At 62.1% G+C, this 17,937-nt stretch carries 17 protein-coding genes; 7 read left to right on the forward strand and 10 right to left on the reverse strand.

Annotation, left to right across the window (positions count from 1 at the left end; translation table 11 throughout):
• The first annotated feature begins 20 nt into the window (after positions 1 to 20).
• The 5 genes from ACW4PC_RS10150 to ACW4PC_RS10170 are packed head-to-tail and all read left to right on the forward strand — an operon-like array spanning position 21 to position 5,348.
• The gene (locus ACW4PC_RS10150; protein WP_455873722.1) at positions 21 to 848 is read left to right on the forward strand and encodes an ABC transporter permease; all 828 of its coding nucleotides are present in this window, start codon (positions 21 to 23) and stop codon (positions 846 to 848) included.
• Positions 845 to 1,624, forward strand: a complete 780-nt coding sequence (locus ACW4PC_RS10155; protein ID WP_455873723.1) for an ABC transporter permease — start codon at positions 845 to 847, stop codon at positions 1,622 to 1,624. Before ACW4PC_RS10150 ends, ACW4PC_RS10155 begins: the two co-directional genes overlap by 4 nt.
• Positions 1,617 to 2,639, forward strand: a complete 1,023-nt coding sequence (locus ACW4PC_RS10160; RefSeq protein WP_455873724.1) for an ABC transporter ATP-binding protein — start codon at positions 1,617 to 1,619, stop codon at positions 2,637 to 2,639. The genes ACW4PC_RS10155 and ACW4PC_RS10160 overlap by 8 nt, the downstream gene beginning before the upstream one ends.
• A gap of 4 nt (positions 2,640 to 2,643) precedes the next feature.
• Complete coding sequence (locus ACW4PC_RS10165; RefSeq protein ID WP_455873725.1) at positions 2,644 to 3,564, forward strand: nucleoside hydrolase; 921 nt, start codon at positions 2,644 to 2,646, stop codon at positions 3,562 to 3,564.
• On the forward strand, positions 3,561 to 5,348 hold the full coding sequence (locus ACW4PC_RS10170) for an adenine deaminase (RefSeq protein ID WP_455873726.1): 1,788 nt from the start codon (positions 3,561 to 3,563) through the stop codon (positions 5,346 to 5,348). Before ACW4PC_RS10165 ends, ACW4PC_RS10170 begins: the two co-directional genes overlap by 4 nt.
• A gap of 148 nt (positions 5,349 to 5,496) precedes the next feature.
• Here ACW4PC_RS10170 and ACW4PC_RS10175 read toward each other — a convergent pair whose 3' ends face one another.
• The 6 genes from ACW4PC_RS10175 to ACW4PC_RS10200 form a co-directional block, all read right to left on the reverse strand.
• Complete coding sequence (locus tag ACW4PC_RS10175; protein WP_455873727.1) at positions 5,497 to 6,672, reverse strand: M20 aminoacylase family protein; 1,176 nt, start codon at positions 6,670 to 6,672, stop codon at positions 5,497 to 5,499.
• 85 nt (positions 6,673 to 6,757) lie between these two features.
• On the reverse strand, positions 6,758 to 8,263 hold the full coding sequence (locus ACW4PC_RS10180; RefSeq protein ID WP_455873728.1) for a tripartite tricarboxylate transporter permease: 1,506 nt from the start codon (positions 8,261 to 8,263) through the stop codon (positions 6,758 to 6,760).
• A 9-nt stretch (positions 8,264 to 8,272) separates the two neighbouring features.
• Positions 8,273 to 8,734 carry a tripartite tricarboxylate transporter TctB family protein gene (locus tag ACW4PC_RS10185; RefSeq protein ID WP_022715709.1) on the reverse strand — a complete coding sequence of 154 codons (462 nt, stop codon included), beginning with the start codon at positions 8,732 to 8,734 and terminating at the stop codon, positions 8,273 to 8,275.
• Between the two features lie 150 nt (positions 8,735 to 8,884).
• Complete coding sequence (locus ACW4PC_RS10190) at positions 8,885 to 9,868, reverse strand: tripartite tricarboxylate transporter substrate-binding protein (RefSeq protein WP_455873729.1); 984 nt, start codon at positions 9,866 to 9,868, stop codon at positions 8,885 to 8,887.
• Between the two features lie 200 nt (positions 9,869 to 10,068).
• Positions 10,069 to 11,397, reverse strand: coding sequence for a sigma-54-dependent transcriptional regulator (locus tag ACW4PC_RS10195; RefSeq protein WP_239597118.1), 1,329 nt, complete (start codon positions 11,395 to 11,397; stop codon positions 10,069 to 10,071).
• Positions 11,394 to 13,187, reverse strand: coding sequence for a sensor histidine kinase (locus ACW4PC_RS10200; RefSeq protein ID WP_455873730.1), 1,794 nt, complete (start codon positions 13,185 to 13,187; stop codon positions 11,394 to 11,396). The genes ACW4PC_RS10195 and ACW4PC_RS10200 overlap by 4 nt, the downstream gene beginning before the upstream one ends.
• A gap of 191 nt (positions 13,188 to 13,378) precedes the next feature.
• Here ACW4PC_RS10200 and ACW4PC_RS10205 point away from each other — a divergent pair, with 191 nt between their 5' ends.
• Positions 13,379 to 14,041, forward strand: coding sequence for a sulfite oxidase-like oxidoreductase (locus ACW4PC_RS10205; protein WP_455873731.1), 663 nt, complete (start codon positions 13,379 to 13,381; stop codon positions 14,039 to 14,041).
• Here ACW4PC_RS10205 and ACW4PC_RS10210 read toward each other — a convergent pair.
• The 3 genes from ACW4PC_RS10210 to ACW4PC_RS10220 form a co-directional block, all read right to left on the reverse strand.
• Entirely contained in the window at positions 14,026 to 14,682 is a 657-nt protein-coding gene (locus tag ACW4PC_RS10210; protein WP_455873732.1) for a hypothetical protein, read from the reverse strand. The genes ACW4PC_RS10205 and ACW4PC_RS10210 overlap by 16 nt on opposite strands.
• A gap of 69 nt (positions 14,683 to 14,751) precedes the next feature.
• Complete coding sequence (locus ACW4PC_RS10215; RefSeq protein ID WP_455873733.1) at positions 14,752 to 15,468, reverse strand: CbtA family protein; 717 nt, start codon at positions 15,466 to 15,468, stop codon at positions 14,752 to 14,754.
• A 13-nt stretch (positions 15,469 to 15,481) separates the two neighbouring features.
• Positions 15,482 to 15,691 carry a CbtB domain-containing protein gene (locus tag ACW4PC_RS10220; protein WP_039846959.1) on the reverse strand — a complete coding sequence of 70 codons (210 nt, stop codon included), beginning with the start codon at positions 15,689 to 15,691 and terminating at the stop codon, positions 15,482 to 15,484.
• 211 nt (positions 15,692 to 15,902) lie between these two features.
• Between ACW4PC_RS10220 and ACW4PC_RS10225 the strand changes: the two genes are divergently transcribed.
• A complete protein-coding gene (locus tag ACW4PC_RS10225; protein ID WP_455873734.1) occupies positions 15,903 to 16,460 on the forward strand; it encodes a histidine phosphatase family protein in 558 nt (185 codons plus the stop codon).
• 370 nt (positions 16,461 to 16,830) lie between these two features.
• Here the strand turns inward: ACW4PC_RS10225 and ACW4PC_RS10230 are convergent, their stop codons facing one another.
• Entirely contained in the window at positions 16,831 to 17,166 is a 336-nt protein-coding gene (locus ACW4PC_RS10230; protein ID WP_455874983.1) for a hypothetical protein, read from the reverse strand.
• Between the last annotated feature and the right edge of the window lie 771 nt (positions 17,167 to 17,937).

Raw genomic sequence — 17,937 nt, forward strand, 5'->3', positions numbered from 1 at the left:
GCCGTTCCGAAAGGCGCATCATGTTTCAGAACCGAGCAGAAGCCCTGGCGCTCGCCCTGCCCGCAGCGGTCTTTGCCGCCGTGGTTTTTCTGCTGCCCGTTGCCATCCTGCTTTCGGAAGGCTTTCGCCTGGGAGGCGCCTGGACGCTTTCCGCCTATGGCGACTTCTTCTCCGGGACGCTGAACCGCACCGTCTTCATCCGCACCTTCAAGCTTGGTCTTGAGGTGACGGCTGTTTCGGCGATCATCGGCTATGCCGCAGCTTTCGCCATCGTCAACCTGCCGCCCAAGGGCAAGGGCCGGATGATCGGCCTCGTTACCCTGCCGCTGATGATCTCGCCCGTTGCCCGTACCTATGCCTGGATCGTCATCCTCGGCCGCACCGGTATCGTCAACCAGGCGGTGACCGGCATGGGCCTTAGCGACGGACCACTACGCCTGCTCTTTACTGAAACGGCCGTGTTCATCGGCCTGCTGCAGCTCTTCTTGCCCCTGATGATCCTTTCGCTGATCAGCGCGCTCGAAAATATGCCGAAGGATGCGATCCCGGCGGCGCGCGTCCTCGGCGCCAACTGGTTCCAGGTTTTCTGGAAGGTCATCCTGCCGCTCACCCGCGAAGGCCTGGTCGTCGGCGGCACGCTCGTCTTTACCGGCTCGCTGACGGCCTATATCACGCCCGCCGTGCTCGGCGGTTCCAAGGTGCTGATGCTCGAAACACTGCTCTACCAGCAGGTCTCCGTCGCCAATAACTTCGTTTCCGCAAGCGTCATCGCCTTCATGCTGATCGTTATGAGCTTCGCCGCGAACATCCTGCTGAAGCGCCTGGCAACTGCAAGGAACAAGCGATGACCGTCCGTCTGTTCTCACCGATCGTGCTTTTCCTCGTGCTGGCGTTCCTGATCGGGCCATTTCTGATCATCATCGCCGCATCGCTTTCGGCCGGCGATACGCTCGCCTTTCCGCCGCAAGGCCTCTCGCTTCGCTGGGTGATCAAGGTCTTCACCATCGAGAGCTTCCGCGACAGCTTTTCGATGTCGATGTTCCTTGCAGTCTTCGGAACGCTCGCCGCCCTCGTGCTCGGCATTCCGGCCGCCTACGCTCTGTCGCGCTATTGGCTGCCCTTCGGTGAAACGGTCCGAACCGTCGTCTCGCTGCCGATCATCGTCCCGGGCATCATCGTCGGCCTCGCATTGTTGCGTTACCTCGTCGTGCCCTTCGGCTTCAACATCACGCTGGCGCTCTTCTTCGCCCACACGGCGCTCGTCCTGCCCTATGCCGTGCGCGTCGTCTCCGCAAGCCTCAATAACTTGCGCTCAGACATCGAGGAAGCCGCCGTGCTGCTCGGCTCTTCGCGCCTCGGCGCCTTCTTCCGTGTCGTGATGCCGAATATCCGCGGCGGCATTCTTGCCGCCTTTATCCTCGGCTTCGTCACCAGCTTCAACCAGGTGCCGGTCTCGCTTTTTTTGTCCGGCCCCGGCGTCCGCACGCTGCCAATCGATATGCTGGGCTACATGGAAACCACCTACGACCCCTCGATCGCCGCGCTCTCCTCGCTGCTCGCCTTCCTTTCCATCGGCATCGTCTTCCTCGCCGAACGTTTCCTGGGACTGTCTCGTTATGTCTGATACCTATCTTCAACTCGATAAGCTGACGCTGGCCTACGGCGATACGGTCGCCGTGAAGGATCTCGACCTGTCGATCGCCAAGGGCGAACTCGTCGCCCTGCTCGGCCCTTCAGGCTGCGGCAAGACGACGACGATGCGCTCCATTGCCGGTCTGCTCGCGCCCGCCTCCGGCCGCATCAATCTCGATGGCGCCGACATCACGCGCGTTTCGGCCAACAAACGCGCCGTCGGCCTCGTCTTCCAGTCCTACGCGCTCTTCCCGCACCTGACGGTCTATGAGAATGTCGCCTTCGGCCTTCGCCTCAAGGGTATCAACGGACAGACCCTCGATAACCGCGTCAACGCCGGCATCAAGTCAGTCGGCCTCTCCAGTTTCGCCTCACGCAAACCCGCAGAACTCTCCGGCGGCCAGCAGCAGCGAGTGGCGCTTGCCCGTTCCATGGTCATGGAGCCGAAGGTGCTGCTGCTTGACGAGCCGCTCTCCAACCTCGACGCGCGCCTGCGCCTCGAAATGCGGGCAGAACTGCAGCGCGTGCAGAAGGAAACCGGCGTTACTATGATCTTCGTCACCCACGACCAGGCGGAGGCCCTGGCCCTTGCCGACCGTATCGTGGTCATGCTGAACGGCGGCATAGAGCAGATCGGCACGCCGGAGGAAATCTACAACAAGCCGGTCTCCGCCTTCGTTGCCGATTTCGTCGGCTTCGACAATGTCTTCAAGCTGCAAAACGGCAGGCTCGTCACGCCGAACGGCGCCATTGAACTTTCCGTTCCCGCTCCGCAGGCGGCAGGGCTTGCCTGGCGGCCAAGCACGGTCGCGCTTGGTTCCGGTCCTTTCCAGGGCGCCGTGCGCGGCACCTCCTTTGCCGGCAACACGCGCGAATATCTGCTTGATACGCCGCTCGGACCGATCAAGGCCGAGGTGGATGCAGGCCTGCCGCCGCACGAAATCGGCGCGGCACTTTCCTTCGACCTACCGCTTGCGGCGGCTGCAACTCTCACGCGGTTCGGGTGACATCATGGGCGTTTGGATCGATACCGATATGGGCTTTGACGACATCGCCGCCATTCTGATGGTTGATCAATCCGAGCTCGAGATTGACGGCGTCTCGCTCGTCTTCGGCAACACGCCGCTGACCCAGGTGCAGGCAAACGGCGCTGGTGCCATGCAAACCTTCGGCTGGACATTCCCCATCCATACCGGCCGCGCCCAACCAGTCCTTGGCAAGTTCGAGAGCGCCCAGGCGATCCTCGGCGATACCGGCATCCCGACGATCGGAAGAGGCCTGCCAGCAGCGGCGGCGCTTGCAATGAGCGACGCCTTCGCTGCTCTTTGCCGCTGGCTTGAGACTGACGGTCCGCGCCGTATCTTGGCGCTTGGCCCGCTGACGAATATCGCGGCCGTGGCGCTCGCGCGTCCGGATCTTGCCGCCCGCATCACCGAACTCACCTGGATGGGCGGCAGCGTCACTGCCGGTAATCATACTGCCTCGGCGGAATTCAACGCCTTTGCCGATCCCGAAGCGCTGGCGATCGTCATCGCCCACGGCATGCCGCTGCGTATGGTCGATCTCGACCTCTGCCGCAAGGTGCTCGCCAGACCAGAGGACGCGGAACCCGTGCGCAGCGCGGGCGGCACGAGGGCCGAACTGCTGGCTGACATGTTCGCCGGTTACATCCGCATCGGCACCAGCCGCGGCCGCCCCGCCATGGCGATCTACGATCCGTGCGCCGCCGTGGCCTTCGTGGCGCCGGACGCTGTGAAGTTCCATCCTGCCCGCATCGATGTCGAGCTGGGGGGCCGGTTGACCCGCGGCCGCACGGTGGTCGAGACGCGCAACACGCATGCCACGTTTAACGCCCAGTTCGCCGCCGATATCGACGCCGAGGCGGCGCGCACCATCATCCTCGCAGCCCTGGTCAACGAGGCCCGCAAATGAACGCAGAGCTCGGGCGGGAACCCGCAGACATCAATGATCCGTCGCTGCGCGCCCGCGCCGTTGCCGCCGCAAGAGGTGCTGCCCCATTCGACGCGCTGATCACCAGCGGCAAACTGCTCGACGTGGTCACCGGCCGCTTCCGCGATGCGGATATCGGCCTCGTCGGCGCACTGATCGCCAGCGTGCATGCGCCGGGCACCCGCACCGACGCGACCGAACGCATCGATGCCGGCGGCACGTTCGTCACGCCCGGCCTGATCGATACGCACATGCATATCGAAAGCTCGATGGTGACGCCTGCCGAATATACCACGGCCGTCCTGCCGCGCGGCGTGACGACGATCCTGTGGGATCCGCACGAATTCGCCAATGTGCACGGCCTTGACGGTGTGCGCTGGGCGATCGAGGCTTCCCACGCTCTACCTTTGCACATGATCCTGCTCGCCCCGTCTTGCGTTCCTTCGGCACCCGGCCTGGAAATGGCAGGCGCCGACTTTGACGCTTCGGTCATTGCCGGAATGCTGCGCTTGCCGGCACTCGGCGGCGTTGCCGAAATCATGAACATGCGCGGCGTCATCGACGGTGATCCGCGCATGAGCGCCATCGTTCAAGCGGGGCTCGCCTCGGGCAAGCTCGTCTGCGGCCACGCTCGCGGGCTGGAAGGCGCCGATCTCAACGCCTTCATGGCAGCCGGCATCACCTCCGATCACGAGCTGACCTCCGGCGCCGACCTTCTCTCGAAGCTTACCGCCGGAATGACGATCGAGCTCCGCGGCTCGCATGATCACCTCCTTGAGGAATTCGTCCAGACGCTGAACGGCATCGGCCATATGCCGCCAACTGTGACGCTTTGCACCGACGACGTCTTTCCGGATGAACTCGAAAGGGATGGTGCCCTCGACGACGTCATCCGCCGTCTGGTCCGCTACGGCATGAAGCCGGAATGGGCACTCCGCGCTGCGACGTTCAACGCCGCCGAACGCCTGAAACGCAACGACCTCGGCCTGATTGCCGCTGGACGACGCGCAGATATCGTCCTCTTCGAAGACCTGCAGGACTTCAAAGCCCGCACGGTCATTGCCAATGGCCGCGTGACGGCGCAGAACGGCAAGCTTACGTCGCCGCTCCATTCGCTCGACGCCGCGCCGCTTACCAATTCCGTTAAGCTTTCGCCGCTAACCGAAGACGATTTCAAAGTGCCATCGAAGGGCAATCGCGTCCGCATCGCCACGATCGACCGGCCGCGCTTTACGCAATGGGGCAAAGCCGATGCCGAGGTTAAGGACGGTTTCGTCGTTCCGCCGCCGGACTGCGCCATGATTGCCGTCGCCCATCGTCACGGCAGGGCGGATGGCCGTCCGCGCACCGGCTTCCTGAAGGGCTGGGGAAAATGGCGCGGCGCTTTCTGCACCACGGTATCGCATGACAGCCATAACCTCACCGTCTTCGGCGGCAATGCACGCGACATGGCGCTCGCTGCGAACGCCGTCATCGCGGCCGGCGGCGGCATGGCCGTTGCCAGGGATGGACAGATCGAAGCGCTGCTGCCCCTGCCGCTTTCCGGCCTCGTCACCGAAATTTCGCTTAAGGACACCGCCTCCGCCTTCCGCAATATTCGCAAGGCAATGGAAAAGATCGTCGACTGGCAACCGCCCTACCTTGTCTTCAAGGCCTGCTTCGGCGCGACACTCGCCTGCAACACCGGCCCGCATCAGACGGACCGAGGGATTGCGGATGTCTTGACGGGAAAGGTGCTGGAAAGCCCGGTGCTGGAGATTTTGTAGCTGACGCGGGAGCTTGCCGCTCCCCATCCGACCCTTCAGGCCAAGGTCTCTCCGCTGAGGAGAAGTGGAAGGTCGGGGCATCGCCGAGAGTCCCTTCTCCCATCGGAAAGAAGGTTCCGGCAGGCGGATGAGGGGAGGCCGCGAGCTCTCATGCAGCGGACGTCAACGCCTGCTCCACCAGCTTCACCCAATAAGCCACGCCATAGCCGATCGCCGCATCGTTGAAGTCATAGGCGGTATTATGGTGCAGGGCACCGTCGACGGCAGGGCCATTGCCGAGCCACACGTAGCAGCCCGGCGCATTCTGTGCGAAGAACGCAAAGTCATCGCCGGCCGTCGAAGGCGGAAAGCTGGTGCGCACCTTCTCCCCCAACACCGCCCGTGCAGCAGCCAGGGCCTGTTGGGTCGCATTGGCATCGTTGACGACCGGCGGAATGCGCCGCTCGAATTGATAATCCACGGCAATGCCGTACATCGCCGCCGTGCCCTGCGCGAGGCGGCCGATCTCCGCCTCGAGCTGATCGCGCACGTTGGCGCAATAGGCCCGCGCCGTCCCGCCGATCTCGACCGTGTCCGGGATGACGTTGAGCGCCTTCGGGTCACCCGCCTGCAGCGAACAGGCGCTAACGACGGCGGGCTGCAGCGGATCGACGACGCGGCCGACGATCGTCTGCAGTGAGGCAAGGAAGGTGCCTGCGGCGGTGATTGGGTCGCGCCCGAGATGCGGTTTTGCGCCATGCGTGCCCGTCCCGCGAAAGGTTATGCGCCAGCTATCCGAAGAGGCAAGCTGCGGCCCTTCGACCACTGCAATCTCGTCGACGGCAAGTCCCGGCATATTGTGCAGGCCGTAGACGGCATCGCAGGGAAAGAGCTCGAAGAGCCCCTCTTCCACCATCCGCCTCGCGCCGCCTCGCCCTTCCTCCGCCGGCTGGAAGATGAAATGCACGGTGCCCGAAAAGCCCTTGACCGCCGAAAGATGACGTGCCGCGCCGAGCAGCATGGCGGTATGACCGTCATGCCCGCAGGCATGCATCTTGCCGGCCACGGTCGATTTGTACGACCGCTCGGCAATCTCCGGCATCGCCAGTGCATCCATATCCGCACGAAGCCCGATCACTTTCGTGCCGCTGCCGGCCTGCAGCGTGCCGACGACGCCCGTACCGCCAAGTCCGCGATGCACCTTGATGCCCGCCTCCTCAAGCAGCTCCGCCACGATGCCGCTCGTGCGCTCCTCCTCGAAGCCGAGCTCGGGATGGGCGTGCAGGTCATGGCGCAGCGATGTGAGAAAAGCCAGATCGTCCTTGATCCGTAAGGGGATGTTCATGAGCCTGGATGTCCTGTCATACGAAACGGGCGCCAAAACGGCGCCCGCGTCAGGTTATCCTTTGTTCAACAAAGAACGGTGAACTTCAACCCTCCTCGACAAAGACCTCTTCGCGCTTCTTCTTAACGCTCGGCAGGAAGACGACGATGAGCACTGCCGCGGCAATCGCAAGAAGGACCGCGCTGATCGGCCGGGTGACGAAGGTCGTCGGATCGCCGCGCGAAAGGATCATCGCCCGCCGCAGGTTTTCTTCGAGCAGCGGACCCAGCACGAAACCGAGCAGCAGCGGTGCCGGCTCGCATCTGAGCTTGGCAAGCAAGTAGCCGATAAAGCCGAAGAAGGCGACGGCATAGAGATCGAAGACGTTGGAATTGACGCTGTAGACCCCGATCGAGCAGAAGGCCATGATGATCGGGAAGAGCACGTAATACGGCACTGTCAGCAGCTTCACCCAGAGCCCGATCAGCGGCAGGTTCAGGACGACGAGCATCAGATTGCCGATCCACATCGAGGCGATGATGCCCCAGAAGAGCGCCGGCTGCTCGGTCGCAACGTTCGGCCCTGGCACGATCCCCTGAATGATCATCGCGCCGATCATCAGCGCCATCACCGGATTGGCCGGAATGCCAAGGGTGAGAAGCGGAATGAAGGAGGTCTGCGCTCCAGCATTGTTCGCCGACTCCGGGCCCGCGACGCCGGCAACGGCACCCTGGCCGAATTCCTTCGGCTTGTTCGAGATGCGCTTTTCAACAGTGTAGGAGGCAAAGGACGCGAGGATCGCACCTCCGCCCGGCAGGATGCCGAGAGCCGAGCCGATCGCCGTGCCGCGAAGCACCGGCGCGATCATCTCCTTGAATTCTTCGCGTGACGGCAGCAGGCCGGTGACCTTTGCTATCAGCACCGTCCGGGTCTTTTCCCCTTCCAGGTTGCGCAGAATTTCGGCGATACCGAAGACCCCGACGGCAAGTGCCACGAAATTCAAGCCATCCGCATATTCGCGGATGCCGAGCGTGAAGCGAGGGGTGCCGGTATAGATATCCGTTCCGACGAGGCCAAGCAGCAGCCCGAGCACGACCATCGCCAGCGCCTTGACGACGGAACCATGGGCGAGCGCGATCGACGACACCAGGCCGACGACCATCAGCGAGAAATATTCCGCAGCACCGAAGCGCAGGGCGATATCGGTCAGCGGCGGCGCGAAGATCGCGACGAGGAAGGTCGAGACCGTTCCGGCGAAGAAGGAACCGAGTGCGGCGATCGCAAGCGCCGGCCCTGCCCTGCCGCGCCGCGCCATTTGGTAGCCGTCGATGGCCGTCACCGCCGAAGAGGATTCGCCCGGCATGTTGATCAGGATCGCCGTCGTCGAACCACCGTACTGCGCGCCGTAGTAGATGCCGGCGAGCATGATGAGCGAAGACACCGGCTCAAGCTGGAAAGTGATCGGCAAAAGCATGGCGATTGTCGCCGTGGCGCCAATGCCGGGCAGTACGCCGATCAGCGTACCGAGCAGAACGCCGATCAGACAGAAGAAAAGGTTGGCAGGCGTTGCTGCCGTTGCGAAACCGAGTGCCAGATTGCTGAAAAGTTCCATCGCGGCCTCCTAGAACCGGACCCAGGGGCCAAAACGCTCGAACGGCAATCCGAGGCCGTAGCTGAACACGCCAACGGAAAAGGCCGTCAGCAGAACCGAGAGCAAAATCGCATGGAGCACCGTCATCCGATGCGAGGCAAAGCATGCAATGAAAGCGGTCAGGAAGATCGAAGGCACAAATCCCAGCCCCCGAACCGTCAGCCCGAAAAAGATCGGCGCAGGCAGGATGAACAGCATGCCACGCCAGGCAAGCGGCCCCATCGGCTCGCCCTGCACGCGGATCGCTTGAACAAAGACGACCGCGCCGAGAATGATCAGCACCGCTGAAAGCAGCAGCGGGAAGTAGCCCGGCCCCATGCGAAGCGTGGTCCCCAGGTCGAGACTGTAGGATTGGATGGCGAAAAATGCGCCGGTCGCGACAAGCAGCGCGCCGCAGATCACATTGGTGGTATCGAAACTAACCGATTTCATGGTGTCTCCGTGGGTTGGAGATGGTTGCCTCAGCGCTAGTGGTTTTCCCTCATCCGGCTGCCGCCACGCTCTCCCCGCCGGGGAGATGATGCCACAATCCCTCCCCCCAGTGGGGAGAGGGTTAGGGTGAGGGACCAAAGGCACTACACCTCAATCCGCATATTCGCCGGCAGCGTCGATCACCGGCTTCCAGCGGGCGATTTCGCTTTCAAGCTTCGCCTTCAGGGCAGCAGGCGTAGCGTCGGCCTCCGGCGATGGCGCGGTGCCCAGTTCTGCAAAGCGAGCCGCGACGTTCTGGTCCTTCAGCGCAACTTGCAGCGACTTCGACAGGCGTTCGTTGACCTCTGCCGGAGTACCCTTCGGTGTGTAGATGCCGTGCCAGATGCCGACTTCAAAACCGGGCAGACCGGCTTCGACCGCCGTCGGGATATCCTTCATGACGTCGAGGCGCTTCGGCGAGGTCACGGCGTAAGCCTTGATCGTGCCGCCCTTGATCTGCTTCGTCGTATTGGTCGTCTGGTCGCACATGACGTCGACCTGGCCGCCGAGAAGATCGGTCATCGCAGGGCCGGTGCCCTTGTAGGGAACAGTCGTCAACGGCGTCTGGATAGCGCTCATGAACATCATGCCGCAAAGATGCGAGGCTGCGCCGATGCCGGCGTTCGCGACCGTCACGCTGTCCTTGTTTGCCTTCACATATTCAATAAGGCTCTTGAGGTCGGCCGGTTCGAAATCCTTGCGGGCAACGATCGTCATCGGAACTTCGGTGACAAGACCGACATATTCGAAGGCGCCGAGCGTGTCATAGGCGAGCTTGCGGTAAAGCGTGGCGCTGGTGGCCATGCCGATGTGGTGCAGCAGGATGGTGTAGCCATCCGGGCTGGCTGAAGCCACCCGTCCCGCGCCGAGCGTACCGCCCGCACCGCCGACATTTTCGACGACGATTTGCTGGCCGAGGTCCTTCGACATGGATTCGGCGACGAGGCGGGCAACCGTATCGGTCGGGCCGCCGGCCGAGAAAGGAACGACCATGGTAATGGTGCGCTCTGGATAGGTCTGCGCGGATGCGCCGTTTGCGAAAAGCGAAACGGCAACTGCCGCCGTCATGCCAAGCATGGCCTTCAGGATTTTCATCTTTTTCCTCCCTGATGAAAACAAAATACCACCGACGCTTCCCACGCGCCAATGGAGATAGGGCCATTAGCACGCCCCGAACCGGCTACGGCAATCAGCCCCGCTGCGCCCTTTGCCCAAATTCCGCATGGGTGCAGCGCAGCATGGGTCGATTCGGACACAAACGGGTTTAGCGATGGGTGGAAATCCACCCATCGAACTTACTCGGAAACGAGCAGCTTCTTGTCGAGGCCGTATTTCTGCATCTTTTCGTACAATGTCTTGCGGGAAATCTGCAGCGACTCGTAGACCGGTTTGAGGCTACCGCCATGTGCAACAAGGGCGCTGGCGATCACGCTGCGCTCGAACTCCGCAACCCGATCGGCAAGGCCGCTCACCTCGCCCAGCTGCCGCTCGCCGTCGAGGCCGAGCACGAAGCGGTCCGCTGCATTGCGCAATTCGCGCACATTGCCGGGCCAATCCCGCTGGGCGATGTCGGAAATCACCTCGGGCGGCACTGCCATCTCGTCGCGGCCGTAGCGTGCCGCTGCCTCGCGGACGAGCTGGAGGAACAGCAGCGGGACGTCCGGCCGCCGCTGCGCCAACGCCGGTACGTGCAGTGTTACGACATTCAGCCTGTAGAGGAGATCGGCGCGGAAACGTCCCGCCGCGACTTCGGCTTCGAGATCGACCTTGCTGGTCGCAATAAAGCGCACGTCGAGCGGCACGACCTCGTTCGAGCCGAGGCGGGAAATGACCCGCTCCTGCAGTACTCGAAGAAACTTTGCTTGGAGGTCAAACGGCATCGATCCGATTTCATCGAGCAGGATCGTGCCGCCGCGGCCGTGCTCGAACTTGCCGTAACGCGGCCGCACCGCCCCGGGAAAAGCACCTGCCTCATGGCCGAAGAGCTCGCTCTCGATGAGGTTCGCAGGCAGCGCCGCGCAGTTGATCGCGATAAACGGCCGGCTCGCCCGGGCACTGATGTCATGCAGCGCCCGGGCAACGACCTCCTTGCCCGCGCCGGTCTCGCCAACGATCAGCGTATCGGCGTCGCTCGCCCCGATTGCCCGGATGCGGTAGCGTAATTCCACCATTACCTGCGTGCGGCCCGGCAAACGCGCCTCGATATCGTCGCGCTTTCCGGCGACGGCCTTGAGCAGCCGGTTTTCCAGCACGAGGCTACGGCGTTCCATGGCCCGCCTTATCACTCCGGCCAGCATCTGGGGCGTGAACGGCTTTTCGATGAAATCATAGGCGCCTTCGCGCATTGCCTTCACTGCCAGCTGCACGTCGCCATGGCCCGTAACGAGGATGACAGGCACTTCCGCATCGATCTCGCGGATCTTCTGCATCAAAGTCATGCCGTCGGTGCCCGGCATGCGGATATCGCTGACGACGACCCCGGCGAAGCTATAGCCGATCAGTTCCAGCACATGGTCGGCATGGGAAAACGTCTCGACGTTGAAACCCGAAAGCTCCAGCGCCTGCGCCGTCGACCGGCGCAGCTCTTCCTCGTCGTCGACCAGCAGGATCTTCTGTTCGCTCACTCGGCCGCCTCCGGCATTATGCCCGTCGCCGATTGCAGATCGATGCGGAACACGGCGCCTCCCTCCGGATGATTGGAGGCCGCCAGGCTGCCGCCGAAATCCTTGATGATGTTGTAGGAGATCGAAAGCCCGAGCCCCAGTCCCTTGCCGACGCCCTTGGTCGTGAAAAAGGGATCGAAGATGCGCTCGGCAATCGCCGCCGGTACGCCTGGTCCATGATCGCGTACCGTCAGCACCACCTTGCCATTTTCTTCGGAGGCCGTCACCTCAATCCGCCGGTCCTCGATCCCTTCGACGGCATCGGCCGCGTTCGAAATCACGTTGACCAGCACCTGCTGCAAGCGAACGGACCCGGCGCGGACGACGGGTGGGCGGATGCCAAGATCGACCCGCAGGTCGGCATCCGCCGCCTTCAGCCGCCAGGCGATGATCTCCAGCGTATCGCGGATCGCCTCGTCGAGCGGCACCGGGCCGAGCTTCTCGTTCGGCTTGCGCGCGAAGTTGCGCAGATGCTTGCTGATGGAAGCCATGCGGTCGATAAGCCCGCCGATGCGCTGGATATTGTCCTGCGCTTCTGCAGTCCGCCCGCGGTCCAGGAGCACGGCCGCGCTGTCCGTATAGGTCTTTGCGGCGGCAAGCGGCTGGTTGAACTCGTGGGACAGTGCCGCCGACATCTGACCGAGACCGGCAAGCTTGCCTGCCTGGATGAGATCGGCCTGCGTCTGGCGAAGCTGTTGTTCGGTCAGCCGCCGCTCGGCAATCTCCTCTTCGATGCGGCTGTTGACGCGGGCAAGGTCGGCCGTGCGCTCCTCGACGCGCCGCTCCAGCTCGTTGCGCGCTTCCGCCTGCAGTTGCATGCGCTCGTTGAGCCGCATCCGTCGCTGCCGGAGAATCGCGATCGCCAGCCCGGCGATGCAGACAATGAGGAAGACGGCGCCAAGCGCGGTGCGCGCTTGCGTGCGAATGGAACCGGTGTCCATCAGCACGTTCACGGTCCAATCCTCGGCCGGCATATAGTGCGAGAGCACCAGATATTCCTTTTGCACACCTTCTTCGACAAGAGACATCAACTCATGCTCGTCGAAATGGCTGCGCGTGATCGGCAGCGCGGTCAGCCTCGCATTCGCATAGCGGCGGGACGCTCCGGTACGCGCGATGCGGTCTGCGGTGAGCGGCAGAATGCCGTTATAGAGCCAATCCGGTTTGCCCGACATGAAGATGATGCCCTCGGGATCCGACACGAAGATGCGGTATTCCCCGCCGCTCCACGAAGCCTCAATCATGTCGATATCGACCTTGAAGACGATGACGCCGCGGATTTCCTCGCCTGCATAGATCGGCGAGGCAAAATAATATCCGCGTTTCAGCGAGGTGGTTCCGAGTGCGTAGAACCGGGACTGGCGCCCGGCAACGGCATCCTGGAAATAGGGGCGATAACTGAAATTCTCGCCGACGAAGCTGCCCGGAAGGTCGAAATTGCTTGCCGCAATCGTCTCGCCATCCGGCTTGATCACATAGATATCGGAGGATTTCAGAAGTCCGTTGATTTCCTTGAGATAGAGATTCGCCGCATCGCGCAGCGCCTGGTCCTGCGGGCGGCTGACCAGTTCCTTGATGTTGTCGTGATCGGCAATCAGCGCCGGCAGCGCCTCATAGCGGTTCAGGTGGCCACTGAGCGCGGAAACCGCGAGCCGCAGCGCAGTCCCCGCCTGCGATGACGCCTCGCCCATATAGGCGCGTGTTGCCACCGCCCCGCCATAATAGAAGAACGCGAAGACGACGAACGGCACCGAAAACAGTGCGGCTATCAGCCTGTATCTGGACGACAGGTCCGCCTCCTCCCCTTCCTGCCTCCTCTCCTGGGAGGCATACCCGACGCTCCAAGTCTAATGACCGGATAACGGATTTCCAAGAGGCGCCTTGCCTTGACTCACCCTGAGCCCGGATGTCCTATTGCGCCAACGCGATGAGGACACCCCGCATGAGCGACGAGCAAACCCCCGCCGACAGCAAACTCACCACTTCGAAGCGCCGCTGGGCCGCCGAAGGCAAGTTCCTGACAGGTCGCATCAGCCGTCCGGAAACCGAGCGCCTGCCGCCCGGCCAGCATCTCGTCAAGAACTGGCCCGTCCTCGATCTCGGCCAGCAGCCGGTCATCTCGCTGGACACATGGCGTCTGGAAGTGCGCGGGCTCGTCGAGACACCGCTGGACCTCACCTGGACGGCCTTTCAGGCGCAGGAGCAGAGCACCAAGGTCAGCGACATTCACTGCGTCACCACATGGTCGCGCTATGACAACAAATGGAAAGGCGTTTCGACACGCGATCTTCTCGATCTCGTAATGCCGAAGCCGGAAGCCAATTACGTCATGCTGACGAGCTATGACGGCTATACGACCAACCTGCCGCTTTCCGATTTCGCGGCCGAGGATGCGATCCTCGCGACATCATGGGAGGGCCTGCCGCTGACGCGCGATCACGGCGGGCCCATGCGCTTGGTCGTGCCGCATCTCTACTTCTGGAAAAGCGCCAAGTGGCTTTGCCGCATCGACCTCATCCCGGCCGACGAGGCCGGCTTCTGGGAAAAGAACGGCTACCACATGTACGGCGACCCATGGCGCGAGCAGCGCTATACGGACGACTGACCGCGAAGCAGGCGCTTGGCCGCGAGGTACACGCCGAAGAGAATGCCCACAAGCGCCGATAGCGACGCCATGCTTGCCGCGTGCATCGGGATTTCGCTCCAGCGCGGGCGCACGATATCGGCCGTGTGGAATGCCTCGCCGCTGAAACGGCAGGTGATCAGCGAAAGCCCGCGCCGCACCATCTCGGCATCGGCATCCGCAATGATCGCCGATGCGGCCTCCGCTTCCTGCGGCATGGCGCGCATGGCGATCAGTACCGCCTTGGCCGCCGCCAGATAAGCATGGGCGCATTCGTTGAACGGGCTGCGCTCATCGGTGACGCTGCCGGGCATCCGCCCCCAAAAGCAGTAGGAATACTGGATCTGCGCATAGTTCAACACGCGCCTGAACGGCTCGTTCGTATCGGTCGCCTGCGAGGCGAGATCGATGATCCGGTTCCGATAGCCGGCGATGACCGCCATCTCGCCATGCGAAATTTCGGGGATGGGGATGCCGGCATGGCTGCCAGCGGAACTGCTGCTGTGGGCTGAGGCGTTTCCGGCGGCGGAAAAAAGAAGTGCTGCCAGACCTAGTTTCGCCAGCCCTCGCTTCGCGCAATTTCGATGATGAGATTGCCGCAACACTGCCAAGCTTTCCCTCATCGCTGTGACACACAGGAATGAGGAGTTCTCTTTTGACGAGCCACGACGAGGCAACGCAACAAGCCCGGATTACCGGAATGCCGGACGCAGTCGCCTTTCCGCCAGCACGCCAAAGACAATCCCAAGCGCTGCCCACAGAATGACATGCATGCCGAGCGAGGCCGTGCGAAAACGCCAGAGCACCATGGCCGAATAATTTTCCGGCACCTCGTTGATTGGCGGCAGCAGATACTGAACCAGGCCGATGAAGACGAGATAGGCGGCACCTGCGAGGATCGCCGCATTCCAAATGCCGAAGCGCGCAGAGAGATTGCGCGCCAGCGCCACTGCGGCAATCAGCGAGGCAACGGAAACGACGATCATTAGGAAGAACACCTCGGTGCGCACGCCGATCGTATCGGGATTGCCGACCGCAGGCGGGTTGGCGGGGTACTTGATCGCCGGAACGAGAACGATCGCAACAAAGGCGGCAAGCGCGATCACTGCGGCCGTGCCGCGAGCGCCGAGCCGGCTGAAGCGCCCATGAACGAAGGCGAAGGCAAGAGCAAAGAGGCCGCCAACCGCAATCGCATAGGTCATGACGCCGGTGAAGAGGCCGAGACCGGCCTGTGTGGCGCGACTGACGAGTTCCGGTTCAGCGGTTTCGCCTGCGGCCTGGGCAGCGGCTTCTTCGAAGGCAATCGCCTGATCGACCAGCGGCTCACCGAATGTATAGGCAAAGGCAAAAACCAGGATGCCAGCGATCACCCCCGCGAGCATGCCACGGAGCAAAAGATTTCCAACCATGTCTGTCGTCCCTTTAGTGGCAGGGGAAGCCGAGAAGGTGGCGGCCGTCATGCACGAATTCGTGGACGTAGCCGCCGGAAAACAGCGCCATGGCACCCTCTTCCGTGCCGACGAAATAGATGGCGATGATCATCAGCAAGCCCCCGAAGATCGCCCAGGGCAGGATTTCTCCTACCGGGATCGGCGCAGGTGCTGCGATGGGCTGAAGAGCGGTGTCAGACATGTTTTCCTCCTGGAAGACGCGTTCAGTCGAAAGAGCGTTGTACGGTAGGGTCTGACTTCCAGCCTGCTTTCGCATCCTGGTCACAGTGGCGCGACCGCGCCGGATTTTCACCGGCTTCCAAACCCGCAACATGATCGTTATATCTGCGCGCGGAGAACTGTCAACGAGACTTGATCTCGCTCCCCATCGCATTTCCGGAGATCGAAGGAACGTGCATACTCGGCTCACCTGGATCTGCCACGGCCCGACAAGCGCTGGACGCTACGGTCGCTTTCCACTCGATGAACCGCTTGAAGAAAGCGCCGTCGCGCAGACGCGGGCAATTGCCGGTGGGCTGCAGCGCGCCGATCGAGTCCTGACGAGCCCGGCGCTGCGCGCGCGCCAGACTGCAGAAGCGCTCTCGCTCGGCTCTCTTCCCGATCCGCTGCTTGCCGATTGCGACTACGGCAGGTGGGGTGGGATGGCGATCGCCGATCTGCAAATGCAGGAGCCTGAAAATCTGCTCGCCTGGATGAGCGATCCGGAATCGGCCCCGCATGGCGGCGAAAATATCAGGCAGCTCGCAGGGCGGGCAGCCCAATCGATGGACACGCAATCGGTGCTCGGCGGCCACGTCATCGCCGTCAGTCACGCCGCGCTCATCCGCGCTGCGATCCTGAACGTGCTTCAGGCGCCGCTTTCCTCTTTCTGGCTCGCGGATATCGAACCGTTATCCATCATCCGCATGACCCATAACGGCCGACGCTGGGCGCTTCGCTTCGGCGACTGAAGCCGCTATATCGCTAATTTTTCAAGGAAATAAATTAGATCAGCCTTACGCAAGCAAGTTGCGTCATAGCTATTGAACCCGGTTTACCGGGCGCTAAGTCCTTGTCGCGAGGAGACCGGCCATGACCTATGATTGGAGTGGGGAGCGTACACGGCGCATGCGTCTTTTGCGGATCGCGACCGCCGTTATTCTCGTCGCCCTGGTTGTCAGCATTCCGTTGCTGATGACATAGGAAAAAAAGGCGAGCAGCCGTCAAGCTGCTCGCCTTTCTTTAACTCTGCCGAACGGGAAACGCACACAGCACTTTCCGAACAAGCGATTAGCGCCAGGATTTTCTGGATTGTCGGGACATTCCCTTGGTGCTTGCCCTTTAGTGCTTGATAGTCGTCCCGGTCACCGACACTGGATCGCTGGCCGGAAACGTATCCTCGAGCCCCTCGTCAAGCTGCTCTTCGAGGGTCAATCGATCGTGGGACGCGCGCGCGCTCAGCCTGACGCTCATCGTTTCGCCCTCCGGGGCCTTGGAAGACGCGATTTGGCTCATCAGCTCCTTTGCCTTTTCTATAGCATTCTGCCGATTGAGCGAACGTTCAGCGTCGTTCTTCAACTGCACGGAAACGACCTCGCCGCCGTCGCCGACAAATTCGACCATAAAGCCAGCCTTCCCGCCGCCAATGGGGATAACCTGTGTTCCAACGACCTGCATTGGGGATTTCCTCTCTTTGAACGCCAAAAGAAAAACGAAGATACCGCCCGCTTGGTTCCAAGCATTGAGGATCAGCGCGGCTACAGCATTGGAGTGCCCGAGCCTGAGCGATAGGTGAAGTTTTGTACCGAAATCAGGAACGTCTACGATTTGTCGCATGCCTCGTGAAAGGCGAAGGCATGAGCTCGACATCCGTTACGGTCAGTTCCAGGTCACTTTTGACCGTGGAGTCGCTCATTTGCCCATACCTCTCGCTCGGGTATTCTGGCAGCCGCCGGGCGCTAGGGCGTTTTGTTCCGATCCTTTAAGCCATCAAGCTTCGATGGCGGGAGGGGCTGGAAGAATTATTTCTCGGCGCCATTTACTGAATTCTAATAAAGGCAATGGAGTTTAGGAGCATGGCTCGGTGAGGTCCCACGTTTTATCAGCCCGAGAAACGTCGAAATCGAAGGCAACGGCGATATCGACACGCTGATACAGCCGAAGACCTCGCCGGTCATGCTCCTAAGCAGCATGTGGCGGCGAGTGCCCCTATGACTTCCGTGGCGTGGCACACGAGACATGTTGCGTGTCCTGACACGCGATGCGTGTGGTGACGCACTGGGAAAAGAAGCCCCGCAAGAGGACGGGGCTCAAGATATGATGAGCAGCGCCCTAGAGCGGGCGACGTCGGAAAGTACGCTTCATAGCTCGCATCTTCAAGATGCAGAACTAGGGCTCAAAGCTGCGTCTATGGCCAAGTCTCCTCGTTCGAAGCCTCTCCTTTCCACC

This window comes from Rhizobium yanglingense, from assembly GCF_977109285.1.

Bases quoted from the DNA above. Each gene is read 5' to 3' on its own strand.
- ACW4PC_RS10150 (WP_455873722.1), top strand. From the start codon at position 21: ATGTTTCAGAACCGAGCAGAAGCCCTGGCGCTCGCCCTGCCCGCAGCG.
- ACW4PC_RS10155 (WP_455873723.1), top strand. From the start codon at position 845: ATGACCGTCCGTCTGTTCTCACCGATCGTGCTTTTCCTCGTGCTGGCG.
- ACW4PC_RS10160 (WP_455873724.1), top strand. From the start codon at position 1,617: ATGTCTGATACCTATCTTCAACTCGATAAGCTGACGCTGGCCTACGGC.
- ACW4PC_RS10165 (WP_455873725.1), top strand. From the start codon at position 2,644: ATGGGCGTTTGGATCGATACCGATATGGGCTTTGACGACATCGCCGCC.
- ACW4PC_RS10170 (WP_455873726.1), top strand. From the start codon at position 3,561: ATGAACGCAGAGCTCGGGCGGGAACCCGCAGACATCAATGATCCGTCG.
- ACW4PC_RS10175 (WP_455873727.1), bottom strand. From the start codon at position 6,672: ATGAACATCCCCTTACGGATCAAGGACGATCTGGCTTTTCTCACATCG.
- ACW4PC_RS10180 (WP_455873728.1), bottom strand. From the start codon at position 8,263: ATGGAACTTTTCAGCAATCTGGCACTCGGTTTCGCAACGGCAGCAACG.
- ACW4PC_RS10185 (WP_022715709.1), bottom strand. From the start codon at position 8,734: ATGAAATCGGTTAGTTTCGATACCACCAATGTGATCTGCGGCGCGCTG.
- ACW4PC_RS10190 (WP_455873729.1), bottom strand. From the start codon at position 9,868: ATGAAAATCCTGAAGGCCATGCTTGGCATGACGGCGGCAGTTGCCGTT.
- ACW4PC_RS10205 (WP_455873731.1), top strand. From the start codon at position 13,379: ATGAGCGACGAGCAAACCCCCGCCGACAGCAAACTCACCACTTCGAAG.
- ACW4PC_RS10210 (WP_455873732.1), bottom strand. From the start codon at position 14,682: ATGAGGGAAAGCTTGGCAGTGTTGCGGCAATCTCATCATCGAAATTGC.
- ACW4PC_RS10215 (WP_455873733.1), bottom strand. From the start codon at position 15,468: ATGGTTGGAAATCTTTTGCTCCGTGGCATGCTCGCGGGGGTGATCGCT.
- ACW4PC_RS10220 (WP_039846959.1), bottom strand. From the start codon at position 15,691: ATGTCTGACACCGCTCTTCAGCCCATCGCAGCACCTGCGCCGATCCCG.
- ACW4PC_RS10230 (WP_455874983.1), bottom strand. From the start codon at position 17,166: ATGCAGGTCGTTGGAACACAGGTTATCCCCATTGGCGGCGGGAAGGCT.